Origin of the sequence: Catellatospora sp. IY07-71, from assembly GCF_018326265.1 — a bacterium.
Taxonomy (GTDB): Bacteria; Actinomycetota; Actinomycetes; order Mycobacteriales; family Micromonosporaceae; genus Catellatospora.
Genome location: NZ_AP023360.1, coordinates 1,080,501 through 1,105,000, shown reverse-complemented (window position 1 = coordinate 1,105,000; position 24,500 = coordinate 1,080,501). Strand labels below are relative to the sequence as shown.

General features: G+C 70.0%; 18 protein-coding genes and 2 rRNA genes (1 of these 20 only partly in view). 13 read left to right on the top strand and 7 right to left on the bottom strand.

Going from position 1 to position 24,500, the window contains the following annotated elements; all coding sequences use genetic code 11:
- From CS0771_RS05060 to CS0771_RS05050, 3 genes are all read left to right on the top strand, one after another.
- Window positions 1–2,464: ribosomal RNA gene (locus CS0771_RS05060) — 23S ribosomal RNA — on the top strand (it extends 649 nt beyond the left edge of the window).
- A gap of 100 nt (window positions 2,465–2,564) precedes the next feature.
- Window positions 2,565–2,681: ribosomal RNA gene (gene rrf / locus CS0771_RS05055) — 5S ribosomal RNA — on the top strand.
- A 420-nt stretch (window positions 2,682–3,101) separates the two neighbouring features.
- The gene (locus tag CS0771_RS05050; protein ID WP_212839990.1) at window positions 3,102–3,641 is read left to right on the top strand and encodes a GNAT family N-acetyltransferase; all 540 of its coding nucleotides are present in this window, start codon (window positions 3,102–3,104) and stop codon (window positions 3,639–3,641) included.
- Window positions 3,642–3,742: 101 nt separating this feature from the next.
- On the opposite strand, the gene CS0771_RS05045 is transcribed toward CS0771_RS05050, so the two are convergent.
- Window positions 3,743–5,011 carry a PQQ-binding-like beta-propeller repeat protein gene (locus CS0771_RS05045; RefSeq protein WP_212839989.1) on the bottom strand — a complete coding sequence of 423 codons (1,269 nt, stop codon included), beginning with the start codon at window positions 5,009–5,011 and terminating at the stop codon, window positions 3,743–3,745.
- A gap of 393 nt (window positions 5,012–5,404) precedes the next feature.
- Between CS0771_RS05045 and CS0771_RS05040 the strand changes: the two genes are divergently transcribed.
- Window positions 5,405–9,043, top strand: coding sequence for a PKD domain-containing protein (locus CS0771_RS05040; protein ID WP_244870609.1), 3,639 nt, complete (start codon window positions 5,405–5,407; stop codon window positions 9,041–9,043).
- Between the two features lie 71 nt (window positions 9,044–9,114).
- On the opposite strand, the gene hisC is transcribed toward CS0771_RS05040, so the two are convergent.
- From hisC to hppD, 4 genes are all read right to left on the bottom strand, one after another.
- The gene (gene hisC / locus CS0771_RS05030; protein ID WP_212839988.1) at window positions 9,115–10,173 is read right to left on the bottom strand and encodes a histidinol-phosphate transaminase; all 1,059 of its coding nucleotides are present in this window, start codon (window positions 10,171–10,173) and stop codon (window positions 9,115–9,117) included.
- A complete protein-coding gene (locus CS0771_RS05025) occupies window positions 10,173–11,072 on the bottom strand; it encodes an RDD family protein (RefSeq protein WP_212839987.1) in 900 nt (299 codons plus the stop codon). The genes hisC and CS0771_RS05025 overlap by 1 nt, the downstream gene beginning before the upstream one ends.
- A 9-nt stretch (window positions 11,073–11,081) precedes the next feature.
- Window positions 11,082–11,756: an RDD family protein gene (locus CS0771_RS05020; protein WP_212839986.1), complete on the bottom strand. Its 675-nt coding sequence runs from the start codon at window positions 11,754–11,756 to the stop codon at window positions 11,082–11,084.
- Window positions 11,757–11,867: 111 nt separating this feature from the next.
- Window positions 11,868–13,037 (bottom strand): 4-hydroxyphenylpyruvate dioxygenase, encoded by a 1,170-nt coding sequence (gene hppD, locus CS0771_RS05015; protein ID WP_212839985.1) that lies wholly within the window; start codon window positions 13,035–13,037, stop codon window positions 11,868–11,870.
- Between the two features lie 185 nt (window positions 13,038–13,222).
- On the opposite strand from hppD, the gene CS0771_RS05010 reads away from it, so the two are divergent.
- Genes CS0771_RS05010 through CS0771_RS04990 form a run of 5 tightly spaced genes read left to right on the top strand, consistent with a single transcriptional unit; the run spans window position 13,223 to window position 18,513 of the window.
- A complete protein-coding gene (locus tag CS0771_RS05010; RefSeq protein ID WP_212839984.1) occupies window positions 13,223–13,717 on the top strand; it encodes an RNA polymerase sigma factor in 495 nt (164 codons plus the stop codon).
- Window positions 13,717–14,955 carry a hypothetical protein gene (locus CS0771_RS05005; RefSeq protein ID WP_212839983.1) on the top strand — a complete coding sequence of 413 codons (1,239 nt, stop codon included), beginning with the start codon at window positions 13,717–13,719 and terminating at the stop codon, window positions 14,953–14,955. The genes CS0771_RS05010 and CS0771_RS05005 overlap by 1 nt, the downstream gene beginning before the upstream one ends.
- A 12-nt stretch (window positions 14,956–14,967) precedes the next feature.
- A complete protein-coding gene (locus CS0771_RS05000; protein ID WP_244870608.1) occupies window positions 14,968–15,447 on the top strand; it encodes an Lrp/AsnC family transcriptional regulator in 480 nt (159 codons plus the stop codon).
- Window positions 15,448–15,494: 47 nt separating this feature from the next.
- Window positions 15,495–16,808 carry a hypothetical protein gene (locus CS0771_RS04995; protein WP_212839981.1) on the top strand — a complete coding sequence of 438 codons (1,314 nt, stop codon included), beginning with the start codon at window positions 15,495–15,497 and terminating at the stop codon, window positions 16,806–16,808.
- A 49-nt stretch (window positions 16,809–16,857) separates the two neighbouring features.
- A complete protein-coding gene (locus CS0771_RS04990; RefSeq protein WP_256442787.1) occupies window positions 16,858–18,513 on the top strand; it encodes a fumarate hydratase in 1,656 nt (551 codons plus the stop codon).
- Window positions 18,514–18,615: 102 nt separating this feature from the next.
- On the opposite strand, the gene CS0771_RS04985 is transcribed toward CS0771_RS04990, so the two are convergent.
- Together CS0771_RS04985 and CS0771_RS04980 are read right to left on the bottom strand one after the other, a co-directional pair.
- A complete protein-coding gene (locus tag CS0771_RS04985; RefSeq protein WP_212839979.1) occupies window positions 18,616–19,509 on the bottom strand; it encodes an endonuclease domain-containing protein in 894 nt (297 codons plus the stop codon).
- Window positions 19,510–19,708: 199 nt separating this feature from the next.
- Window positions 19,709–20,326 carry a helix-turn-helix domain-containing protein gene (locus CS0771_RS04980; protein ID WP_212839978.1) on the bottom strand — a complete coding sequence of 206 codons (618 nt, stop codon included), beginning with the start codon at window positions 20,324–20,326 and terminating at the stop codon, window positions 19,709–19,711.
- Window positions 20,327–20,466: 140 nt separating this feature from the next.
- Here CS0771_RS04980 and CS0771_RS04975 point away from each other — a divergent pair, with 140 nt between their 5' ends.
- From CS0771_RS04975 to rlmB, 4 genes are all read left to right on the top strand, one after another.
- On the top strand, window positions 20,467–21,144 hold the full coding sequence (locus CS0771_RS04975) for an HAD family hydrolase (RefSeq protein WP_212839977.1): 678 nt from the start codon (window positions 20,467–20,469) through the stop codon (window positions 21,142–21,144).
- Between the two features lie 64 nt (window positions 21,145–21,208).
- A complete protein-coding gene (locus tag CS0771_RS04970) occupies window positions 21,209–21,874 on the top strand; it encodes an HAD family hydrolase (protein WP_212839976.1) in 666 nt (221 codons plus the stop codon).
- 50 nt (window positions 21,875–21,924) lie between these two features.
- Complete coding sequence (gene cysS / locus CS0771_RS04965; protein WP_212839975.1) at window positions 21,925–23,340, top strand: cysteine--tRNA ligase; 1,416 nt, start codon at window positions 21,925–21,927, stop codon at window positions 23,338–23,340.
- The gene (gene rlmB, locus CS0771_RS04960) at window positions 23,340–24,461 is read left to right on the top strand and encodes a 23S rRNA (guanosine(2251)-2'-O)-methyltransferase RlmB (protein WP_212839974.1); all 1,122 of its coding nucleotides are present in this window, start codon (window positions 23,340–23,342) and stop codon (window positions 24,459–24,461) included. Before cysS ends, rlmB begins: the two co-directional genes overlap by 1 nt.
- Window positions 24,462–24,500 lie beyond the last annotated feature (39 nt).

The window sequence follows — 24,500 nt, the reverse complement described above, 5'->3', positions numbered from 1 at the left end:
GCGTGCCTTTTGAAGAATGAGCCTGCGAGTTAGTGGCATGTGGCGAGGTTAACCCGTGTGGGGAAGCCGTAGCGAAAGCGAGTCTGAACAGGGCGTTCAGTCGCATGCTCTAGACCCGAAGCGGGGTGATCTAGCCATGGGCAGGCTGAAGCGACGGTAAGACGTCGTGGAGGGCCGAACCCACCAACGTTGAAAAGTTGGGGGATGACCTGTGGTTAGGGGTGAAAGGCCAATCAAACTCCGTGATAGCTGGTTCTCCCCGAAATGCATTTAGGTGCAGCGTCACGTGTTTCTTGCCGGAGGTAGAGCTACTGGATGGCCTAGGGGGCCCACAAGCTTACCGAAGTCAGCTAAACTCCGAATGCCGGTAAGTGAGAGCGTGGCAGTGAGACTGCGGGGGATAAGCTTCGTAGTCGAGAGGGAAACAGCCCAGATCACCAGCTAAGGCCCCTAAGCGTGTGCTAAGTGGAAAAGGATGTGGGATCGCATAGACAACCAGGAGGTTGGCTTAGAAGCAGCCACCCTTGAAAGAGTGCGTAATAGCTCACTGGTCAAGTGGTTCCGCGCCGACAATGTAGCGGGGCTCAAGCACACCGCCGAAGCTGTGGCACTCACACGATGACCAGGCCGGGTCAAACCGGTCCAGGTGTGTGGGTGGGTAGGGGAGCGTCGTGTGGCGGGTGAAGCGGCAGAGTGATCTAGCCGTGGACGCCACACGAGTGAGAATGCAGGCATGAGTAGCGAATGCAGGGTGAGAAACCCTGCCGCCGGATGACCAAGGGTTCCAGAGTCAAGCTAATCTGCTCTGGGTGAGTCGGGACCTAAGGCGAGGCCGAGAGGCGTAGTCGATGGACAACGGGTTGATATTCCCGTACCCGCAAAGCAGCGCCCGCGATGAACCTGGCTGTACTAACCTCCACGGACACCAAGGGCCTTCGGGCCGGCGGTGCGAGTGTTGGGATCTTGGCTGGTAGTAGTTGAGCGATGGGGTGACGCAGGAAGGTAGTCGAGCCCAGGCGGTGGTTGTCCTGGGGTAAGCGTGTAGGCCGTGGCGTAGGCAAATCCGCGCCGCATCAAGGCTGAGACGTGATGCCGAGCCGTATCAGGTGAAGTCGATGATCCTATGCTGCCGAGAAAAGCCTCTAGCGAGCTGTGCGCGGCCCGTACCCGAAACCGACACAGGTGGTCAGGTAGAGAATACCGAGGCGATCGGGCGAACTGTGGTTAAGGAACTCGGCAAATTGCCCCCGTAACTTAGGGAGAAGGGGGGCCTCGTCTGGTGAAGGCCTTCGCGGCTGGAGCTGGGTGGGGTCGCAGAGAGCAGGGGGAAGCGACTGTTTACTAAAAACACAGGTCCATGCGAAGTCGTAAGACGCTGTATATGGACTGACGCCTGCCCGGTGCTGGAACGTTAAGGGGACCTGTCAGCCCGTAAGGGTGAAGCGGAGAACTTAAGCGCCAGTAAACGGCGGTGGTAACTATAACCATCCTAAGGTAGCGAAATTCCTTGTCGGGTAAGTTCCGACCTGCACGAATGGCGTAACGACTTCCCCACTGTCTCAACCACAGGCCCGGCGAAATTGCAGTACGAGTAAAGATGCTCGTTACGCGCGGCAGGACGGAAAGACCCCGGGACCTTCACTATAGCTTGACATTGGTATCCGGTTCAGCTTGTGTAGGATAGGTGGGAGACTATGAGCCCCTAACGCCAGTTAGGGTGGAGTCAACGTTGAAATACCACTCTGGTTGATCTGGGTATCTAACCTCGGACCGTGATCCGGTTCAGGGACAGTGTCTGGTGGGTAGTTTAACTGGGGCGGTTGCCTCCTAAAGGGTAACGGAGGCGCCCAAAGGTTCCCTCAGCCTGGTTGGCAATCAGGTGTTGAGTGTAAGTGCACAAGGGAGCTTGACTGTGAGACTGACAGGTCGAGCAGGGACGAAAGTCGGGACTAGTGATCCGGCACTGGCATGTGGAAGCGGTGTCGCTCAACGGATAAAAGGTACCCCGGGGATAACAGGCTGATCTTCCCCAAGAGTCCATATCGACGGGATGGTTTGGCACCTCGATGTCGGCTCGTCGCATCCTGGGGCTGGAGTAGGTCCCAAGGGTTGGGCTGTTCGCCCATTAAAGCGGTACGCGAGCTGGGTTTAGAACGTCGTGAGACAGTTCGGTCCCTATCCGCCGTGCGCGCAGGAGACTTGAGAAGGGCTGTCCCTAGTACGAGAGGACCGGGACGGACGAACCTCTGGTGTGCCAGTTGTACCGCCAGGTGCATGGCTGGTTGGCTACGTTCGGAAGGGATAACCGCTGAAAGCATCTAAGCGGGAAGCTCGCTTCAAGATGAGGTCTCCCACTGGGAAACCAGGTAAGGCCCCCGGCTAGACCACCGGGTTGATAGGCCAGAGATGTAAGCACAGTAATGTGTTCAGTCGACTGGTACTAATAGGCCGAGGACTTACCTGACAACATATGAGAGTCCTGCAAGATGTCTCGCGTCCACCATGCACATCACGACACGCAACCACGCACGCCGTATCGGCGCGGGTTGACATGTTGATAGAGTTACGGCGGTCATGGCGGAGGGGAAACGCCCGGTAACATTCCGAACCCGGAAGCTAAGCCCTCCAGCGCCGATGGTACTGCAACGGGGACGTTGTGGGAGAGTAGGACACCGCCGGACAAACATCGCTGTTTCAGGCCCACCCCTGCCGGGGTGGGCCTGAACGCGTTTCCGGCTTCTTTCGCCACCGGCTATGGGCGAAGGAAGGGCACCTTCTCAACGCCATCCGTGGTAGACGGGCACCTTCTTAACCCCGCCCCCCGCACGGCCCGCCCGGATCGGCCGGCGACCGCGCGATGATCGCCGTCTCGTGTCGGAACCTGCGGTCAGAGCACAGGTTCGGACACGAAACCGCGATCATCACCCAGCTACCCGGCCCTGGGACACCGCCGAGCGAGCAGCCCCCGGCCGGCGGACCCGCCGATGATCGCCGTCTCGTCTCACCAGCCGTGGTCAGAGCTCACGATCCGACACGAGAACGCGATCAACCGACCTTGAATCGGGTCGCCGTGGAATCCGCGGTCTGTCTAGGGTTCGGGGATGGCTGAACTCGTCGCTCCCACCATGGACCTGCACGTCTCGTGGCTCTCCGCGCGGGACGAGTTCGTCAGGGCGGGTGAGCAGCTGCACGGTGGCGGTCCGCAACCCGACGACGACGTGACCTCGCCTCTGGCATTCGCCGCCTGGCTCAAGCGTCTTGCCGCCATGTCGGACGACTCGTTTCCGGTCGCCGCGGGCTTGGTCCACGCGACGTACTGGTGGATCGTCGAGGACGGCGAGGTGCTCGGGTCGATTTCGCTGCGGCACCGCTTGAACGAGTTCCTGCTGGAGGCCGGCGGGCAGATCGGCTATTCGGTCCGCCCCTCGGCACGCAGGCGTGGACTCGCGTCCTGGGCGCTGGGCGAGGTGCTGGGGCACGCCCGGGCCCGCGGCCTCGACCGCGTGATGATCTCTTGCAAGGACGACAATCCCGGTTCGGCCCGCACCATCGAGCGCAACGGCGGGGTCCTGGAGGATGTCCGTGAAACCCCGCTCGGCCTCACCCGCCGCTACTGGATCGACCTCGCCGCACGCCCCTAGCCTCATCCGCGAGCCGATCGATCACGGTGCCAGGGTCGTGACACGCCGTCGAACACGTCCATAAGTTCATGATCAACGGGGGTGGCGGCGGGTGGGCGGGGTCAGGAGCCGGTGAGGAGGACGGGGCGGGGGGAGACGTAGTAGTCGGAGTCGGGGGCGGTGGCGGGGGCGCCGGGGGTGGTGCGGACCAGGACGACGTAGCGGCCTGAGGTGTGGACCTGGGAGAGGTCGTATGGGGTGACGAGTTCGTGGCGGAGCTGGATGGAGGAGCGGGAGAGTTCCTTGCCGGACTCGGCGCTGACCGCGATGAGGGTCTGGTCGGGGGTGAGCAGGAGCACCCGGTCGGCGCCGCCTGCCAGCAGGCGGCCGGGCGGGGTCGCGGCGTTGTCCGGTGACGGCTGCCAGGTCCAGCGGAGTTCCCCGGTACGCGGGTCGCGGCCGTCGAGGCGGGTCACGGCGGCGGGGTCGGGTGCGGTGACCACGATGCCGCCCGCGAGCACGGCCCCGGGCGCGGACAGCGGCGGGGACGGGATCGCGGCGGTGCCGTCGAGCAGGAGGCCTTCCGTGCCGGACGGGCCGGTCAGGCGTACCCCCGGACATGACGCATGCCCGGCCGGGCAGGAGACCGGCTCCACCGCGGTGATGCCGCTGCCGAGGTCGGGGAGCGGGGCGCCGGTGGCGGTGTCGATCCGGCGGACGGTGCCGGCGCAGGTGTCGTGGACCAGGTACTGCCCGGCGGAGGTGAGGTCGGTGCCGCGGCAGGCGGTGTCGGCGGGTGCGGCGAGCTGCCAGCGCTGCGCACCGGTCGCGGGGTCGTACGCGGTGACGTGCGCGGATCCGGCGACGACGACGGCGTCCGCGGTGGTGAACAGGCCGGGTGGCTGGTAGAGGGTGGCCGCGCCGGTGCGGCGCCCGGCGTAGGCGTCGCCGAGCGGCTCGGCTGTGGCCTGCCAGGCGGTCTCGCCGGTGCGCGGGTCGGTGCCGACGAGCTGCCCGTCGGACCAGCTGCTCACGACGACGGGGGACGGGCCGCCGCGCGCGACCACGCCGATGAGCTGGGCGGGCCAGCGGCGCAGCGACCACAGTGCGCTGTTCTCGTACTTGAAGTTGGGCGGGGCGTCGGCCCACACCTGGCGTTCGTCCGCGAAGATCCGGATGCGGTCGTCGAGGATGAGCGGCGCGGACACCAGCGCCCCGATGGGGCCCGGGGCCGGGATCACCGGTTCGGGGTAGGGCTTTCGGGCCGGGGTGACCACTTCGGCGGGGGCGAGCACGCGCCAGGCGGTCAGCCCGGCGGCCGCCAGCAGGGCCGCCGCGACTACGCCGATCACCGCGAATCGTGTTCCGCGGGGCAGGGTCCGCCAAGTCATAGGAGCACCCTATTACGGTCGCCGGAACGTATTCAGGCGGCGTTCGTCCTGCTGGCGCCTGGTGCCGACGGATCGACGCGGATGCGGTCACGCCATTGTGCCGGGGCCCGGTGTCATAAGTGCGACTCAATGCCACGCCGGTGGAGGCGGCATGCATCGCCGCAGGTCAGGGGTGTGACGTGGGTCATGTTGGACGTGGGCACGGGGGCATTCGGACCGGACGGCCCATCGGTCGATGCGAAGAGACCATTCCGGACGGTGGGGCTGCTTGAGAGTGTGCTCCGTAGCCTCCGGGGGAGGCTCTCTTTCCACTGGGTTTGGGGAATCTTCATGCGTGGGGGATCAACCGTGCGCACACGCAGAGGCGTGGCATCGTTAGTAACAGCCTCCCTGGTGGGAGGGCTGTCCATTCTGGGCACCGTCGTGGCGGCGTCGACGCCGGCCATGGCGGCACAGCCGAAGCCGAATCACACCAGGCTGGCACCGGACATCCCGCGGACCAACACGCCGCGGATAACCACCGGTGAGATCACGGACCTCGCCTACATCGGCAACCGGGTCTTCATCGCCGGCACCTTCACCTCGATCCGCAACAACACGTCGACGAACACGACGACGGTCAACCAGGCCTACCTGGCGGCGTACAACATCGACACGGGCCTGATCGACACGACCTTCCGCCCGACGTTCGGCGGCGGCACGGTGACCGAGGTCGAGGCGTCCCCGGACGGCACCAAGCTGTTCGTCGCGGGCCGGTTCAACACGGTCAACGGCGTGACGAAGCGCAAGGTCGCCTCGCTGAACATCACCACGGGCGCGCCGATCGCCGGGTTCACCGCGAACGCCAACAGCGCGGCGACCTCGATCGAGGCGACGAACACCACGGTGTACATCGGCGGCCAGTTCACCACGATCAACAACGTGGCCCGGGTGGGTCTGGCCGCGGTGAACGCGTCGACCGGCGCGGTGGTGACCGGCTTCGTGAACAACCTGTCGGGCGGCATCGGCGTCGACGGCGCGCTGACCGTGCAGGCCCTGGTGCTGACGCACGACGACAGCAAGCTGCTGGTGGTGCACACCGGGCGCCAGATCGCCGGGCAGGACCGCTACGGCGTCGGCCTCATCAACACCAGCAACAACCAGCTGCTGCCCTGGCGCAGCCGGCTGTGGGACGACAACCTGCAGTTCGTCGGCGGCATCCAGCGCATCTACGCGGGTGACATCGCGCCGAACGACCAGTACTTCGTGGTCACCAGCGGTTCCGGTGGCGACCGGCCGCCGATCAACGACACCGCGATCGCGTTCCCGATCGCCGGCGACGACCACGTGCAGCCGCTGTGGATCTCGCGGGCGTTCGACTCCATCTACTCGGTCGCGATCTCGGAGAACGCCGTGTACATCGGCGGCCACTTCTCCTGGATCGAGTCGCAGAGCGCGCCGGACCCGTGGCCGGGTCTGGACGACGTCGGCTACGGCACCGGCCAGGGCCTGGGCGGTTACGGGCTGGGCGACGCGGTGGTCCGCCGCGACCACATCGGGGCGCTCGACCCGGCCAACGGCAAGGGGCTGGAGTGGAACCCGGGCTCGAACTCGTTCGAGGGCAACAAGGCCATGCTGGTGACGCCGCGCGGTCTGTTCACCGGTGGTGACGCCACCACGCAGGGCGGCTACAACGTCGGGCGGGTCGCGTTCTACGACTTCAACACGATCCCGGCCGCGTCGCCGTACGACACCACCATCACCTCCCCGGTCGAGGGCAAGGTGTTCCCGGCGGGGCAGCAGTTCACCATCACCGGTACCGCGACCGCGACGGGCGGCCTGCGGCGGGTCCAGGTTGAGATCATCGACACGGCGACCAACCGCTACCTGCAGCCCGACCTGACCACCTGGGGCGCGGCGACGATCATCAACACCAACCTCGCGTCGCCGAACGCGGTGACCAGCGCGTGGTCGCTGCCGCTGACCATCGCGGGCAACCACACGCTGAAGGTGCAGGCGAAGTCGTTCGCGCTGAACGGCAGCAGCGACGCCACCAAGGCGATCAAGAAGTTCGAGACGTTCAGCCTGGACGACCGTACGCCGAGCGCGTCGGTCACCGGCCCGACCGGCTCGGTCATCCCGTCGACGACGTTCACGGTCACCGGCACGGCGACCGACGACAAGGGCGTGCAGTCGATCGGCTACACGCTGCGCGACGCCAACAACCGTTACCTGCAGGACGACGGTTCGGCGAGCACCGCGTACAACCAGTTCCGGATCCAGCCGGACGTGGTGGGCGGCCTGTCGACGACGTGGTCCACCGAGGTCACCGTCCCCTACGAGGGCCAGTGGCAGATCCAGGTGGTGCCGACCGACACGGCCGGCCAGTCCTCGCTGGACACCAGTGACCGGACCTGGATCGTCAGCACCACCGGCATCGCGCCGTCGGTGACCATCGCCGCGCCCGCGGTGATGAACCCGCCGACCGCGACGCCGCCGCTGACGGTGGCGCCGGGCAGCCCGATGACCTTCTCGGGCACGGCCTCCGACGACGAGAACCTGTTCGGCGTCGAGATCCAGCTGCGCAACACGACCACGCGCGAGAACCTGGCCTCCGACGGCACCTGGGGCACCGACGTGCAGGCGGGCTGGTACCGCGTCACGCCGCTGAACCTGAACGCGACCAGCGTCAACTGGTCTTACACCACGCCGTTCAACCTGAAGCCGGGCACGTACTCGTTCTCGGTCAAGGCCACCGACGACGTGGGCCTGGAGACGTCGAGCACCAACCAGGGCAAGCTGACGATCAACTCGCAGATCCCGGGCGACAACCCGCCCAACGGCCTGCTGAACGTCACCGGTAACCAGACCGCCTCGGTGCTTCACCTCGACCTGGCCGGCACGGCCACGGACGACTTCGGGGTGGCCAGCGTGAAGGTCGCCATCCGTGAGCAGGACAGCAGCCGCTACCTGCAGGCCGACGGCTCGCTGAGCGCGGCGTTCGCGACGCGCAACGCGGTCCTGGCCAGCCCGAACGGCACCAGCACCACTTGGACGCTGTCCACGGACCTGCCCACCCAGGGCCGGTACGCGGTGACCGCGTACGCGTACGACACGGTCGGTCAGCAGGACACCTCCACCACGGGGGCGACCGCCACCTACGCGATCTACCCGGGTGACCTGCCGCCGACGGTCACGCAGGCGCTGATGGCGCCGCAGAACGGCGCGGTCTTCACCGACGCCCGCATCTTCGTCAGCGGCCGGGTCGAGGACGACCAGCAGATCGCCGCCGCGCAGGTGGCGATCGTGGACAGCGCGGGCCGCTACATGAGCTCGACGGGCACCTTCACCAGCACGGCACAGAGCTGGCGGAGCGCGTTCCTGAACTCGCCCGGCTCGCCCGGCTCGAACTACTCGTACACCACCCCGGCGATCCCGGCCGGGACGTACACGGTGCGGGTGCGCGGCGTGGACCAGCACGACTTCGCCACCGACCCGCCGGTCGACGTGACGGTGACCGTGCAGGTGCCGCCGAACAACGCGCCGGTCGCCAACTTCACGGTGGCCTGCACGAACAACGTCTGCACCTTCGACGGCCGCACCTCGACCGACGAGAACACCCCGGCGCTGACGTACTCGTGGAACTTCGGGCAGGGCACCGGCTCCGGCGCGGTGGCCACCAAGACCTACACCGCTCCGGGCACGTTCAACGTGGTCCTGACGGTGCGGGACGAGTACGGCCTGACGGCGACGAAGACGCTGCCGGTGACCATCACGGAGCCCCCGGGCAACGCGGCGCCCACGCCGGTGATCAACACGCCGTCGTGCACGCTGCTGGTGTGCAACATCTCCGGGGTCGGGTCCACGGACCCGAACGTCGGCGACACGTTCACCTACCGCTGGGACTTCGGTGACGGCACGGCGCAGAGCACGGCGTCGTCGATGTCGCACACCTTCCCCGCGGCCGGCACGTACACGGTGACGCTCACCGTGACGGACGGCTGGGGCAAGGCCGCCAGCACCACGCGGCAGATCACGGTCGCCGCGGCTTGACGGCTGACATGGAAGAACCGCCGCCGGCTCGCTCACGCGGGCCGGCGGCGGTCTTTTTCGTCGGTACGCGCTCAGCCGAGGAACTTGTCCGCGGCGTGCAGGAACGCGTCGTTCTCCTCCGGCGTGCCGATGGTGACGCGCACGCCCTCACCGGCGAACGGCCGCACGATGACGCCCTCGGCCTCGCAGTGCTGCGCGAACGGCACCGCGCGCTCGCCCAGCGGCAGCCACACGAAGTTGGCCTGGCTGGCGGGCACGCCCGGCAGCACCTTCGCCAGCGCGATCTGCACCCGGTCGCGCTCGGCGATGACCAGGTCGCAGCGGCGGCGCATCTCCGCCTCGGCGTCCAGCGCGGCCAGCGCCGCGGCCTGCGCGGGCAGGCTGGTCGAGAACGGGGTGACCACCTTGCGCACCGCACCGGCCACCTCGGGGTGCGCCACCAGGTAGCCGACGCGCAGGCCGGCCAGGCCCCACGCCTTGCTCAGGGTGCGCAGCACGGCCACGTTGGGCCGGTCGCCGTACACCTCGACGCCGTTGGGCACGCCGGGGTCGGTGACGAACTCCAGGTACGCCTCGTCGAGCACGACCAGCACGTCCTCCGGCACGGCGGCCAGGAACTCGTCCAGCTCGGCCTTGCGTACGCTGCTGCCGGTCGGGTTGTTCGGGTTGCAGACCAGGATCATCCGGGTGCGATCGGTGACCGCGGCGGCCATCGCGTGCAGGTCGTGGCCGTGCTCGGCGGTGTTCGGCACGCGCACCGACGTCGCGCCCGTGGTGTGCGCGATGATCGGGTACGCCTCGAACGAGCGCCACGAGTAGAGCAGCTCGTCGCCGGGCACGCAGGTGGCGCGCACCAGGTGCTCGGCGAGCGCGACGGAGCCGCAGCCGGTGACGACCCGCTCGGCGGGCACGCCCAGCCGGTCGGCGAGCCGGTCGCGCAGCTGCGCGACCCCCATGTCGGGGTAGCGGTGCACGTTGGCGGCGGCCTCGGCCACCGCCTCGACGACGCCGGGCAGCGGGCCGTACGGCACCTCGTTGCTGGCCAGCTTGATCGCGCCGGGCACGGACCGGCCCGGCACGTAGTTCGGCAGGGCGTCGAGGTCAGCCCTGGTGAGGGTCCGCTTGCCCATCACATGCCACCTTTCTTGTCGGTCCGGACCGGCTCCGGCGGGTGCACCACGAAGGTGCCCGCGGACCGGTCATGCCAGGCCATGCGCTGCTGGCGGTCGATCAGGAGAAATATGACGTCGGCGAACTGCAGGATCACGAAAAACGGTCCACAGCAGGTGAGCAGCAGCAGCGGCATGGCCAGCGGGCTCCACCGGCGCCAGGCCCGCCCGATGCCGAGCGGCTCCAGGCTCTCCGCGCGGACCACCTTGACCTTCGCCATCCGCTTGCCGAGCGTCTGCCCGGTGTGGGCGGTCGCCGGGACCTCGTACGCGAACCACAGCGCCAGCGCGATCAGGACGATCACGAACAGCAGCGCGTCCATCTGCGCGGGCCGCTGGATGTCCAGCGGCAGCTGGCCGGTCTCCAGCCACTTGTTGGTGACCGCCTGCGTGTACGGGATGTAGTCGCGCAGGAAGAGGTACACGAACCAGCCGTTGACGACGACGTTGAGCAGCACCAGGGCGACCGTGTCGATGATCCGCGCGACCAGGCGCGCGCCCGGCGTGGCCAGCGGCATGCCGTGCGGGCGCACCGGTGGCTGCGGCACGGGATACGGCCAGCCGGGGGGCAGCGTACGGCTGCCCGGTGTCCCGGTCGGCGCGCCGGGGCCGCCGGTCGGCGGGTGCGGCGCGGGCAGCACGGGCGGCGTGGCCCCGTCGCGTGCCCCGCTGACCTTGTGCACCGGCTGCTCGGCCGGGGCCGGGTCAGCCGGCGGCGGAGGCGGTGGGGGCGCGGCCGGGGGCCCGTCCGGCGGGGTGGCGTCGGCGGGCAGGGGCGCGCCAAGCCAGCCCTCGCCGTCCCAGTAGCGCTGCGTGCCGGGATCGGCGGGGTCCTTGTACCACCCTGGGCTGATCGTCATGACTGTTATTTAACCGACCTTCACCACGACGGTCCGCGCGGCCTTGTCATGCAGGCACTGTTGCAGCGGTTTGTCCCACAGCTGCCAGAAGCCGTCGAGGTAGCTGAAGAACGGCACGAACATGCCCACCACGCGCTCCACGGCCCAGCGCTTGGTCAGCGCGCCCCGGTCCAGCACCTCGGCCGGGTTCGCCATCACCACGCGGATCTTCATGGTCTTCTTGCCGACGGTCTGGCCGCCCTTACGCAGCTGGTACTCCACGTAGTAGAGGTACGTGAAGACCAGGGAGAAGCCGAAGACCACCACGAAGAAGATCATCATCGGGCCGAACAGCGCCCAGAAGTCCGGCGGCGCGGGGTTGCCGTAGGGGTCGTAGCTGTTGGCCGACTCCTCGATGGTGGAGATCCAGCTGAACATCCAGATGAAGGTCACCGGCAGGGTGACGACCATGCTGATCGCACTCGCGATGAGGGCGTCCAGCAGGAACGCCAGCAGGCGGTCGCCGAAGCTCGCCAGGGGCAGCCCGTTCGGGGCCAGCGGCAGCGCGAGCGGCTGGTAGGCGCCGGGCGGCGGGGGCGGCGGCACCCAGCCCGCGGGCTGCGTGGACCACGGCGTGGCGGGCGCGCCCGGGGCGCCGGGCTGCGGCGCCGGCGGCGGGAACGGCGAGGGGGAGGGGGAGGTCATGCGTGACATCCTTCCATGTCCTCGCAGGTGGCCGGACCACCGGTTTTCAGAGGTTAAGAAGGGCACCTTCCTATACGTAAAACGACAAGAAGGTGCCCTTCCTTGCGGGGGTCAGAGGTTGCCGCGGGTGTCCTGCTCGCGCTCGATGGCCTCGAACAGGGCCTTGAAGTTGCCCTTGCCGAAGCCGAGCGAGCCGTGGCGCTCGATCAGCTCGAAGAACACCGTCGGGCGGTCCTGCACCGGCTTGGTGAAGATCTGCAGCAGGTAGCCGTCCTCGTCGCGGTCGACCAGGATGCGGCGCTTCTTCAGCTCCTCGATGGGGGCGCGCACGTTGCCGATGCGGGCGCGCAGCTCCGGGTCGTCGTAGTACGAGTCCGGGGTGTTGAGGAACTCGACGCCGGCGGCGCGCATCGCGTCGACGGTGGCCAGGATGTCGTTGGTGGCCAGCGCGATGTGCTGCGCGCCGGGGCCGCCGTAGAACTCCAGGTACTCGTCGATCTGCGACTTCTTCCGGGCGATGGCCGGCTCGTTCAGCGGGAACTTCACCTTGCGGGTGCCGTTGGCGACGACCTTGCTCATCAGGGCCGAGTAGTCGGTGGCGATGTCGTCGCCGATGAACTCGGCCATGTTCGTGAAGCCCATGACGCGGTGGTAGAACTCCACCCACTCGTCCATCCGGCCGAGCTCGACGTTGCCGACCACGTGGTCGACGGCCTGGAACAGGCGCTTCGGCGCGCCCGCGGCGACCAGCGCGGAGCGGTCCACGATCGGGTCGCGGCTGACGAAGCCGGGCTGGAACGGGCCGGTGTAGCGGGAGCGGTCGAGCAGCGTGTGCCGGGTGTCGCCGTAGGTGGCGATCGCCGCGATCCGCACGGTGCCGTGCTCGTCGGTCAGGTCCTCGGGCGCCTGCAGGCCGCGGGCGCCGTGCTTGACCGCGTACGCGTACGCGGCGTCCACGTCGGGCACCTCGAGGGCGATGTCGGTGACGCCGTCGCCGTGGCGGGCGTGGTGGTCGGCGCCGGGCGCGGCCGCGTGCACCGCGCCGCGCAGCACGAACCGCGCCGAGCCGGAGGTCAGCACGTACTCGGCGTAGTCGCGATAGCCCTGCTCGGGGCCGCGATACGCCACTAGCGTCATGCCGAACGCGGTGGAGTAGTAGTGCGCCGCCTGCTTCGCGTTGCCCACCAGGAAGGCGATGTGGTCGACACCCTTCACGGGGAACGGGTCGGTCAGCTGTTCCGGGCTCGCGTGGGTGGCGGCCGGGTGCGCTACTGCGGTCATGCCGAAAGCTTGGCGCGGGCCCGTGACCTGGGCAACTGTCTCGTGCGGCACTGATCAGATTGCGCAGATCGACCGGCGGTAGTGCCGGTTCACTGGGCAGATTGACCAGTTATCAATTCGTTACCGAACCCTGTAAGGCTCACCGGGCTCCCGGGCGTATCCCCGGTGACAAGGGGAGACACGGGATGGACGACTTCGCTGAGTTCTACCTCAGCGGCAAGGACGCGGTGTTCCGGGCCGTGCTCGCGGCGGGCGGCGGCGACCGGGCCGGCGCCGAGGACGCGGTGGCCGAGGCGTACGCCCGCGCCTGCGCGCGCTGGGCGACGGTGCGGGTGCACCCGAACCCGACCGCGTGGGTGCTGCGCACCGCGCTCAACGTGCGGCGCTCGGTCTGGCGGCGGCTGCGCCGCGAGGTGCTCGGCGACCTGCCGGACCGCGCGGCCGCCGAGGCCGAGCGCGACGGGGGTCTGCGGCGCGAGCTGGCCGCGCTGCCCCGGCGGCAGCGGGAGGTGGTCGCGCTGCGGCTGATCACCGACCTGAGCGTGGCGGAGACTGCCGAGCTGCTCGGCATCGCCGAGGGCACCGTCACCGCCCACCTGCACCGTGCCGTGCAGTCCCTGCGTCATCAACTCGCTCCGGCCGGTCTGGCGGCCCTCAACCCCACCCGGGAGGTGGCGTGATGACCGTCGACGACCTGCGGGCGAGGCTCACCGATGAATACGGGGAGGAGCGCTTCACCATGACGGTGAGCGAGATCGAACAGCGGGCCGGGCGCGGCTCACGCCGCCGCCTGGTCGCCTGGGCTGCCGTAGGCGCCGCCGCGGCGGTCGTGGCAGCAGGGTTCCTGGTATGGCCCTCGCCGCCCGCCGGAGAGGTGGCACCGCTGGCGACGACCAGCGCCACACCCGGGGCCACCCCCAGCGCGGCGAGCCCGGCGTGGCACGCGGGCTTCGCCGAGGACTGCCGCCGCAAGTGGCTGGACAGCGATCGGAGCAAGCTGGCGCCGGAGGACCGCGCCGAGCTGCCGCCGCTGCGCATGGAAGCGCTGGAGCCGGAGCTGGGCATTCGGGTGTACGGCAACGACCAGGTGGTCGCCGACTGCGAGCGGTCGCCGAGCGGCCTCGGCATCAGCATGACGTACGCACAGCCCACGCAGCGGCTGCTGCCTGACGTGGGTGCCCGCATCCCGCGGTACGGCTCCATCTCGCACCTGGACGGAAGCCCGAGCGAGGTCGCGAGCGCCGACTACTTCGTAGGCCGGGTGCCCGCGGGAGTGACCCGGGTCGACGCCGTCAGCCCGGACGGCAGGGTCATCGAGGCCAGGCTGGACGGCGGCCTGTTCCTGCTGTGGGCGCCCGAGGGCGGGCTCAACGGCGCGGTCGTCCGGGCGCACACGGCGACGGCGACGATCCTCGACTCAGGCGTCGACTATCTGCCCGAGGAGCAGCTGACCGAGTCGGCGGAGCAGATCTGCCGGGCCGCCGCCGACCGCGGCCGGGTCGCTGGGGGGCCGTCGCAGCCGCCGCGGCGGTTCTCCTTTCGGGATGCCACGCAGCCACTGCTCGTCCATGCCGTGGACGGCGCCGTCATGGTCTGCGACCGCAGCGGCAACCACGTCTCGCTGCTCAGCGTCGTCGCCGCGGCGGGCGCCGCACCGTGGCAGCCGATGCGGTGGGTGGCCGACGCCGGATACGGCGAGGGCTGGATCGTCGGGCGTGCCCCGGCCGGGGCCGAGTCGGGCACGGTGACGCTGGCCGACGGCCGGAAGGTGACGCTGCGCTTCTCCGGCGGCTGGTTCGCGGCCCGGCTCGGCGGCAAGGACGGGGTCGCCGGGGCGCTGCCCCGTTCCGTGCAGATCCGGGCCGGCGGCCGCACCTGGACCGCGGACGGGCAGCAGAACATCCTCGGCCCGCGGTGACATGATGTGCCGGTGACCGTCGGCGTGGACGAGCTGGACGTACGGCTGATCGAGCTGCTCGCGGCCGAGCCGCGGATCGGCGTGCTGGAGGCCTCGCGCCGCCTGAAGGTGGCGCGGGGCACCGTGCAGGCCCGGCTGGACCGGCTCGTCGCGCGCGGCGTCATCAAGGGCTTCGGGCCGGAGCTGGACCCGGCGGCGATCGGCTACGGGGTCACCGCGTTCATCACGCTGGAGATCCGGCAGAGCGGCGGCCACGACCCGGTCGCCGCGCACCTGTCGACGATCCCCGAGGTGCTGGAGGCGTACACCATCACCGGGGGCGGGGACCTGCTCTGCCGGATCGTCGCCCGCTCCAATGCCGACCTGCAACGCGTCATCGACGAGATCGTGGCGTACCAGGGCATCGTGCGCGCCTCCACGCTGATCGCGCTCGCCGAGCAGTTGCCGTACCGGACGCTGCCGCTGGTGGGGAAAGCCGCCCGACACGGGTGATTCGGACAGTCACTCACGTTTGAGCGCGTCCTGGCTATCCTTTGCGGATGGCTCAGGGGAGGGCTGGCGCGGGCTGGCTCGTAGCGGGTGCCGTCGCGCTGACCGTGCTGGTCAGCACCGGCGTCTGGAACCCGTTCCCCGACCTGTGGAACTGGATCAACACGAGCGGCCCCATCGCCGATCCGGCCGCCCGCTGGCAGGAGCGCCTGGGCGGCACCCCGCAGACCGTCACGCTGCTGCCCGACCACATCGTCGTCGAGCACCGCGACTCGGTCGAGGCCCTGAGCCGGGGCAGTGGCCGCCGGGTGTGGTCGACCCCGGCGGACTGGGCCGCGGTGGCCGGGCCGCCCGAGCGCACCGTCGTCGTCGCCGGCAAGCTGCTGGTCAAGGGATACCAGGTGATCGACCCGGCGACGGGCCTGGTGATCCGCCGCGACGAGAAGGCCTCGGCCGTGTGGACCTTCGACGATCAGCTGCTGGAGGTGTCCTGCCGTACCCCCCAGGACTGCGAGCTGACCTCCCGCGAGCCCGCCAGCGGCGATGAGAAGTGGTCCACCGGCCTGCCCGGGATGGGGTTCGTGCTCTTCGCCGACAACCCGGAGCTGCTCGGCAGCGTGCCGCTGGGGGCCGACCGGATCGCCCCGTCGCACGAGCCCGGCAAGATGCCGCAGCTGCTCGGCTTCCCGATCGACGGCAAGGTGTACGTGGTCAGCCCGGCACTGGGCGAGGCGACCCGGGACCCGGTGGAGCCGGGGCGCCGCGAGCGCATCGTCGTCGCGGGCGGCCGCGTGCTGCACAGTGTCGCCACCCCGCGCGACGGCGGCTGCGACATCCAGGTGACCGCGCGGGACACCGTCGGCGGCAAGGTCTGGTCGATCCCGAAGGGCCAGCACCTGCGCACCATCGGCGGCGGCGGGTGCGACCAGCGCGACCAGCCCACCGGCACGGACACCGTGCTGGTCTCCGTGCTGCCCGACGGCCGTGAACAGCTCATCGAGACGGGCCTCGGCAAACCCGTGCTGACCTGCGCGGCCGGCGAGCACCTCGTCGCCGTCGACGCGCAGCGGGCGCTGGTCCGCTCCGCCGACGGCAAGAAGCTGACCATGTACGAGCACGACGCCGACCGCCCCACCAAGCCCAAGCAGCTGTGGACCCGCAAGGTCAACCCGGAGGCGTCCGCCGCGATCCGCAGCGGCGTGGTGGTGCTCGTCGATCGGGCGCCCGACCGGGTGATCGTGCTCGACCCCGCCACCGGCCGGGTCCGCCGCGAGGTCCGCACCGAGGCCGAGGTGCTCGCCGCCGACGCGAAGGGCCTGTTGCTGGGCCAGCGGCGTGATCTCGGTTACCTCGCGTTCGATTAGCCGGGCCGCGAATTCTGCGACCCCTCGACACATGAGTACGCTTTTCGCCGTGACTGACTTCGCCTACTCCTCCCTGCTGCCCCTGGGCGCGGACACCACCGACTACCGGCTCGTCACCGACGAGGGCGTCGACGTGGTCAGCGGGCCGGGCGGGCGCAAGTTCCTCACCATCGAGCCGGAGATCTTCACCCAGCTCACCGCCGAGGCGATGCACGACATCGCGCACTACCTGCGCCCGGCGCACCTGGCCCAGCTCCGCTCGATCATCGACGACCCGCTGTCCTCGCCGAACGACCGCTTCGTCGCCAAGGACCTGCTGCACAACGCGAACATCGCGGCCGGCGGCGTGCTGCCCATGTGCCAGGACACCGGCACCGCGATCGTGATGGGCAAGCGCGGCCGGCACGTGCTCACCGACGGCGCCGACGAGGCCGCCATCGCCCGCGGCGTGTACGAGGCGTACACCAAGCTGAACCTGCGCTACTCGCAGCTCGCGCCGCTGACCGTGTGGGACGAGCGCAACACCGGCAACAACCTGCCCGCGCAGATCGAGCTCTACGCCGAGGACCCCGACGGGCACGCCGACGCGTACAAGTTCCTGTTCATGGCCAAGGGCGGCGGCAGCGCCAACAAGTCGTACCTCTATCAGGAGACGAAGGCGCTGCTGAACCCCACCTCGTTCATGCGCTTCCTGGACGAGAAGCTGCGCCTCATCGGCACCAGCGCCTGCCCGCCGTACCACCTGGCCATCGTCATCGGCGGCACGTCGGCCGAGCACGCGCTCAAGACCGCCAAGCTGGCCTCGGCGAAGTACCTGGACAACCTGCCCTCGTCCGGCTCGATGCTGGGGCACGGGTTCCGGGACGTGGAGCTGGAGGCCGAGGTCCTCGAGCTCACCCGCAACTTCGGCATCGGCGCGCAGTTCGGCGGGCGCTACTTCTGCCACGACGTGCGCGTCATCCGGCTGCCGCGCCACGGCGCGTCCTGCCCGGTCGCCATCGCCGTGTCCTGCTCCGCCGACCGGCAGGCCGTCGCCAAGATCACGCCGTCGGGCGTGTGGCTGGAGCGGCTGGAGACCGACCCGGCCCGCTACCTGCCCGAGGTCACCGTCGAGGACGTGTCCGACGAGGTGGTCAAGGTCGACCTCAACCGGCCCATGTCGGAGATCCGCGAGCAGCTCGCGCAGTACCCGGTGAAGACCCGGCTGTCGCTGTCCGGGCCGCTCGTCGTCGCCCGGGACATCGCCCACGCGAAGATCGCCGAGCGCCTCGACGCCGGTGAGCCGATGCCGCAGTACCTGCGTGATCACGCCGTCTACTACGCCGGACCTGCCAAGACGCCTGAGGGCTACGCGTCCGGCTCCTTCGGCCCGACCACGGCCGGTCGGATGGACGCGTACGTGGAGAAGTTCCAGGCGGCGGGCGGCTCCTACGTCATGCTCGCCAAGGGCAACCGCAGTGGCCAGGTCACCAAGGCCTGCCAGGCGTACGGGGGCTTCTACCTCGGCTCCATCGGCGGCCCCGCCGCCCGGCTCGCCCAGGACTGCATCAAGAAGGTCGAGGTCCTGGAGTACCCGGAGCTCGGCATGGAGGCGGTCTGGAAGATCGAGGTCGAGGACTTCCCCGCCTTCATCGTCGTCGACGACAAGGGCAACGACTTCTTCGCCGAAACCGCCAAACCCACCCTCACCATCGGCCGCCGCTGATCGCCCCGCCGCCCGCGGCCCGTGGCTTGATCATTCGACTTGCCTGGCACTTGGGCGTATCTTGAGCGCGCTTTCGCCCATCTGCCAGGCAAGTCGAGCGATCTAGGGACGCCAGCCGCGCGTGCGGAGGGCGGATTTGATCTCGCGGACCAGGGCGGGGAAGTCGGTGCGCAGGCGGCGGCTGGTTACGTGCAGGACGATCCAGCCTTCGCCGACGAGCAGGTTCAGCCTGCGGCGGTCCAGGTGGAACTGGTCGGGGGCGTCGTGCCACTCGCCGTCGTACTCGACGGCGACCCGAAATTCCGGCCACGCCAGGTCGGGATGCAGCACCCGGCCCGCCACCGGGACGGGGAACTGCAGCTCAGGCCGGGGCACGCCGTTGCGGACCAGCCCCACGCGCAGCCGTGACTCCTGCGGCGACTCGGCCCGGCCGTCCGCGAGCCCGAACGCCTTCGCCGCCTTCGCCGCGCCGTGCCTGCCCCACCGGGCCCGGGTCAGCTCGCTCAGCTCCGCCGCGCTGACCAGCTTGGCGTGCAGCAGCGCGTCGATGATCGTGACGGCGGGCAGGACGTCGAGCCACAGCGCGAGATCCCAGCAGGTGCGCAGAGGGTTGGTCACGGGATAGCCGCGGTGGGTGCCGACCTCGCCTTCGTCGAGCATCATGCGGTGGACGACGGCCTGCTTGCGCTGGTTGAGCCGGGTGCCGGTGGGGACGACGAGGTGCACCCGGTCGCCGGGTGACGCGGCGTGCGGGACGCCGTGCAGGTACGCCGCCGACGGGCCGGCGAAGCAGGCGCGCTCCGGCAGGTCGAGCGCCAGTCCGCGGCAGCTCAGCTCATGGTCGTGTTCGAGTCGGCTGTCGGCGAAGACGTTGTAGCCGAGGCTCATCCAGTTCGCGCCGCGCAGCTGGTCGGGGGTGAGCAGGCCGTCCCGCAGGGCGTCGGAGCCGCGGAACACCTGCCAGGCGAGTGGTCGGGGTCGGTCGATGCGTCGCACGCCGGACAGCGTGCCTGAGATTCCCGATCCCTGTGCACGGCCCTGTGGATAACTCGCCCGCCCCCTGTGGATAACTGTGTGGATCACCTGTGGACGGATGTGGACAACCGCTGTGGATGATCGTCCGACTTGCCAGGCACCTGGGCGAATGCGCGCTCAAGATACGCCCATATGCCAGGCAAGTCGGACGATCACGGGGTCAGGTGAGGGCGGTGGTGATGGCGTGGGCGGTGGCGACGACGAGGGGGCCGACGGTGTCGGGGTCGAGGGGGGCGAGGGCGACCACGCCGACGCTGGCCCGCAGGCCCTCGACGTGGTGTACCCGGGCCGCGATGCCGTACGCCCCCGGCTGCAGCTCGCCGGAGGAGACGGTCCAGCCCTCGGCCTCGGAGAGGATCGCGCGACCGGCGGCGCCGGCGGCGAGCGGGTGCCGGGAGCCGGTGCGGTAGGCGACGTGGAACATCGTCGCGCTGGGCTCGACGACGGCCACCGCGACGGCCTCGTCGCCGTCGGCGACGGTCAGGTGCGCGGTGGCCCGGACCTGGTCGGCGAGGCGGCGCAGGGCGGGCAGCGCGGCGTCGGCGAGCAGCGGCTGGGCGCGGCGGGCCAGGTGCAGGAGCCCGAGGCCGAGGCGCAGCCGTCCGCCGGAGTCGCGCCGGATGAGGGCGTGCTCGGTGAGGGTGGTGACCAGGCGGTACACCACGGCGCGGCCGACGCCGAGGTGGTTGGCGGCCTCGGTGACCGTCAGCCCGCCGGGCGTGTCTGCGACGAGGGTGAGCAGGCGCAGGCCACGGTCGAGCGTCTGGGCGGTGTCCACGGGATCAAGACTAAGAGCGGGCCGCGCCCGCCCGACCGCCGGAGGAGGCGGCACCCGGGCCGGCGCCACGTTAAGAAGGTGCCCTTCCTCTACGGAAAGCGTTAAGAAGGTGCCCTTCCTTCCCCGGATACAGTGGCTGCGTGATCAAGGCGGTGGCGTTCGACGCGGATGAGACCCTGCTGGACCTGCGACCGGCGGTCGAGGCGGCGCTGGAGGCGGTGCGGGCCGAGGTGAGGAGCATCGATCCGGGGGCGGAGCTGAGCCGGGATCACCTGCGTGACGACTGGAACTCCGTGTTCGCCGAGGATCCGGACGCGCCGGTGCCGCACATCCGGCGGGAGGCGCTGCGGCGCTCGCTGGCCCGGTTCGGTCTGGAGCATCACCTGGACACGCAGGTGGAGGCGTTCTTCGCGGTGCGGTTCCGGGAGACCCGGCCGTTCCCCGACGCGCTGGCCATGCTGGCCGAGCTGCGCTCCTCCTATCTGCTCGGGTACGCCACGAACGGCAACTCGATCGCGGACCGGTGCGGGCTGGGCGGGGAGTTCGCGTTCGAGCTGTACGCGCACCAGAACGGCCTGCCGAAGAAGCCGTCCCCGGCGTTCTTCGCGGCGGTGCTGGAAGCGGCTGGGGTGCACCCGCACGAGGTGGTGTACGTCGGCGACAACTACCACCACGATGTCGAGGCGCCTGCCGCGGCGGGGATGCGCACGGTTTGGGTGAACCGTGCGGGCCGCGCGGTGCCGGGCGCGGTCGTGCCGGATGCCGTGATCGATCGCCTGGCGCACCTGCCGGCGGCGCTCGCCCGTCTCGCGACATGAGACGCGGTCACCCCGGTGGGTGACGTTGCAGGGCTGTGACCTGCGGTTCCGCTAACGTGTACCGATGATCACGACTGTCGCCTTCGATGCCGACGACACCCTGGTGGACATCCACACCGCGGTCACGGCCGGGCTGAGCGCGGTCACCGCCGCGGTGGCCGACCCGGCGCTGACCCTGGAGCTGTTCCACGCCGACGCCGACGATCACTGGATCTCGCTCGCCGACCGCGACGCGCGGGAGATCCGGGCCACCGCGATGCGGTACACGCTGGCCCGCGCGGGCCGCGAGCACGAGCTGGACCGCTGGCTGGAGCTGTTCTTCGAGGTGCGGTTCGCGCACTCGCGGCCGTTCCCGGGGGCGACGGCGGTGCTGGACAAGCTGAGCCGCGACTACCGGCTCGGGTACGCCACAAACGCCAACAGCGAGGCACACCGGTGCGGGCTGGGCGGCCGGTTCGCGTTCGAGATCTACGCGCTGCGGGGCGGCGTGCCGAAGAAGCCGGCCCGCGGGTTCTTCGAGGCGGTGCTGGCCGCAGCCCAGGCGCTGCCGCACGAGGTGGTGTACGTCGGCGACAACTACGAGCACGATGTGGCCGGTGCGGCGGGCGCGGGCCTGCGTACCGTGTGGCTGAACCGGGCGGGCGCCCCCGCCGCCGGGCCGGTCCGCGCGGACGTGGTCATCGGCTCCCTGGACGAGCTGCCCGACGCGGTGACGAGCCTCGCCGGGTGACCGGCGGGCGCGGTGATAAATACGGCGCTCCCATTGACTATCCTTGTCCGGTGACGTTGAGACTCTTTGACACCGCGACCAGACAGGTGCGCGACTTCGTGCCGCGCGTTCCCGGTCAGGCCTCCGTGTACCTGTGTGGTCTCACCGTCCAGTCCGGCCCGCACATCGGCCATCTGCGCTCGGGCGTCAACTACGACGTGCTGCGGCGCTGGCTGCTGCACGCGGGCCTGGACGTGGTGTTCGTGCGCAACATCACGGACATCGACGACAAGATCCTCGCCAAGTCGCTGGAGCAGGGTCGCCCGTTCTGGTCGATCGCGTACGCCAACGAGGTGATCCTCGCCGCGGCCTACCGGGCGCTGAACGTGCTGCCGCCGACGTACGAGCCGCGCGCCACCGGGCACGTGCCCGAGATGCACGAGCTGATCACCGAGCTGATCGAGCGCGGCAACGCGTACCCGGGCAACGACGGCAGCGGCGACGTCTACTTCGCCGTCGGCTCGTTCCCGGAGTACGGCGCCCTGTCCGGGCAGAAGCCGGACGAGATGCAGGCCGCCGCCGACGGGCCGGAGCGGGCCAAGCGCAACCCGCGCGACTTCGCGCTGTGGAAGGGCGCCAAGGCCGAGGAGCCGGACGACGCCGAGTGGCCCTCGCCGTGGGGACGCGGCCGGCCCGGCTGGCACATCGAGTGCTCCGCGATGGCCAAGCGCTACCTGGGCGCCGAGTTCGACATCCACGGCGGCGGCCTCGACCTGGTCTTCCCGCACCACGAGAACGAGCAGGCGCAGTCGCGCGCCGCCGGGCTGCCGTTCGCCCGGTTCTGGGTGCACCACGGCCTGCTCAACCTCGGCGAAGCCAAGATGAGCAAGTCGCTGGGCAACGTGATCGACCTCGACGCGGTCACCGAGCGCGGCATCCGCCCCGCCGACCTGCGCTACTACCTGCTCGCCCCGCACTACCGGGCCCGCATCGACTTCAGCTGGCAGGCGCTGGAGGAGGCCGCCACGGCGTACCGCCGCATCGAGGGCTTCGTGCAGCGGGCCGTCGAGATCGTCGGCGTGGTCGAGCCGGGGCCGCTGTGCGCCGAGTTCGCCGAGGCGATGAACGACGACCTCAACACCTCCGCCGCGCTCGCCGCGCTGCACGAGGTGGTGCGCGAGGGCAACACGGCGCTGGCCGCCGGTGAGGACAAGGCCACCGCCGGGGCGCTGGGCAGCGTACGGGCGATGCTCGCCGTGCTCGGCCTCGACCCGCTCGACCCCGCGTGGGCGTCGGGCAAGGGTGGCGAGGGGCTGCGCGGCACGGTGGACGCGCTGGTGGCACTGGCCCTGGAGCAGCGCACCGCTGCCCGGGCACGCAAGGACTGGGCCGCCGCGGACGCCGTGCGCGACCAGCTCAAACAGGCCGGAGTCGTGGTGGAGGACACCCCGCACGGTCCACGCTGGACGATCGGAAGTGAACTGTAATGCCGGGCAACTCGCAACGCCGGAACGTACGCCAGGTCAGTAAGAAGACCGCGACCAAGGGGACGGGCGGCAAGGGCAAGGACACCCTGAAGGGGCGTGGCAAGACCCTGCCCGCCGACGAGCGGCCCTGGCACAAGGGTTATTCGGGCACCGAGAAGCTGCCGTCGAAGACCGCCTGGAAGCAGGACAAGGAGCGTAAGGCGGCGGCCGCCGAGGGGCGTACCCCCAAGATCGGAAAGCCCGGCACCAAGGACACCACCTGGGGTAAGGGCGGCACCGGCAAGGGGGCGCCGACCCGGCGCACCCAGGCCGCGCGGGGCGCCGCCACGCGGATGGGCCCGCGGGTCGCGCCCGGCCGCAAGTCGCTCACCCCGAGGGACGCGCCGGAGCTGCTCGTCGGCCGCAACCCGGTGGTCGAGGCGCTGCGCGCGCACGTGCCGGCCACCGCGCTCTACCTCGCGCAGGGCATCGACATCGACGAGCGCATCACCGAGATCGTGCGCACCGCGGGCGACCGCGGCATCCCGATCCTGGAGATCACCCGGGCCGAGCTGGACCGGCTCACCGGGGGCGTGCTGCACCAGGGCGTCGGCATCCAGGTGCCGCCGTTCGCGTACGAGAGCTTCGAGGACCTGCTGGCCGCCGCGGCCGAGCACCCGGAGCCGCTGCTCGTCGCGCTGGACGGGGTCACCGACCCGCGCAACCTCGGCGCGGTCATCCGGTCCGCGGCCGCGTTCGGCGCACAGGGCATCTTCGTGCCGGAGCGCCGCGCCGCGGGCATCACCGCCACCGCCTGGCGCACCAGCGCGGGCGCCGCGGCCCGGCTGCCCGTGGCCCAGGTGACCAACCTGACCCGGGCGCTCAAGCAGGCCCAGGCCGAGGGCTTCGTGGTCGTGGGCCTGGACGCGGACGGCGAGACCGACCTCTACCAACTGGAGGCCGCGGTCGGCCCGCTGGTCGTGGTCGTCGGCTCGGAGGGCCGCGGCCTCGGCCGGCTCGTCGGGCAGACCTGCGACCTGCGGGTGAGCATCCCGATCGTGTCCGAGGTGGAGTCGCTCAACGCCTCCGTCGCGGCCGCGGTCGCCCTCGCCGAGGTAGCCCGCCGCCGCGCGACCGCCTGACGCTCTCGCTTCACCTGACTGAAGCTCCCGCCACTGCTG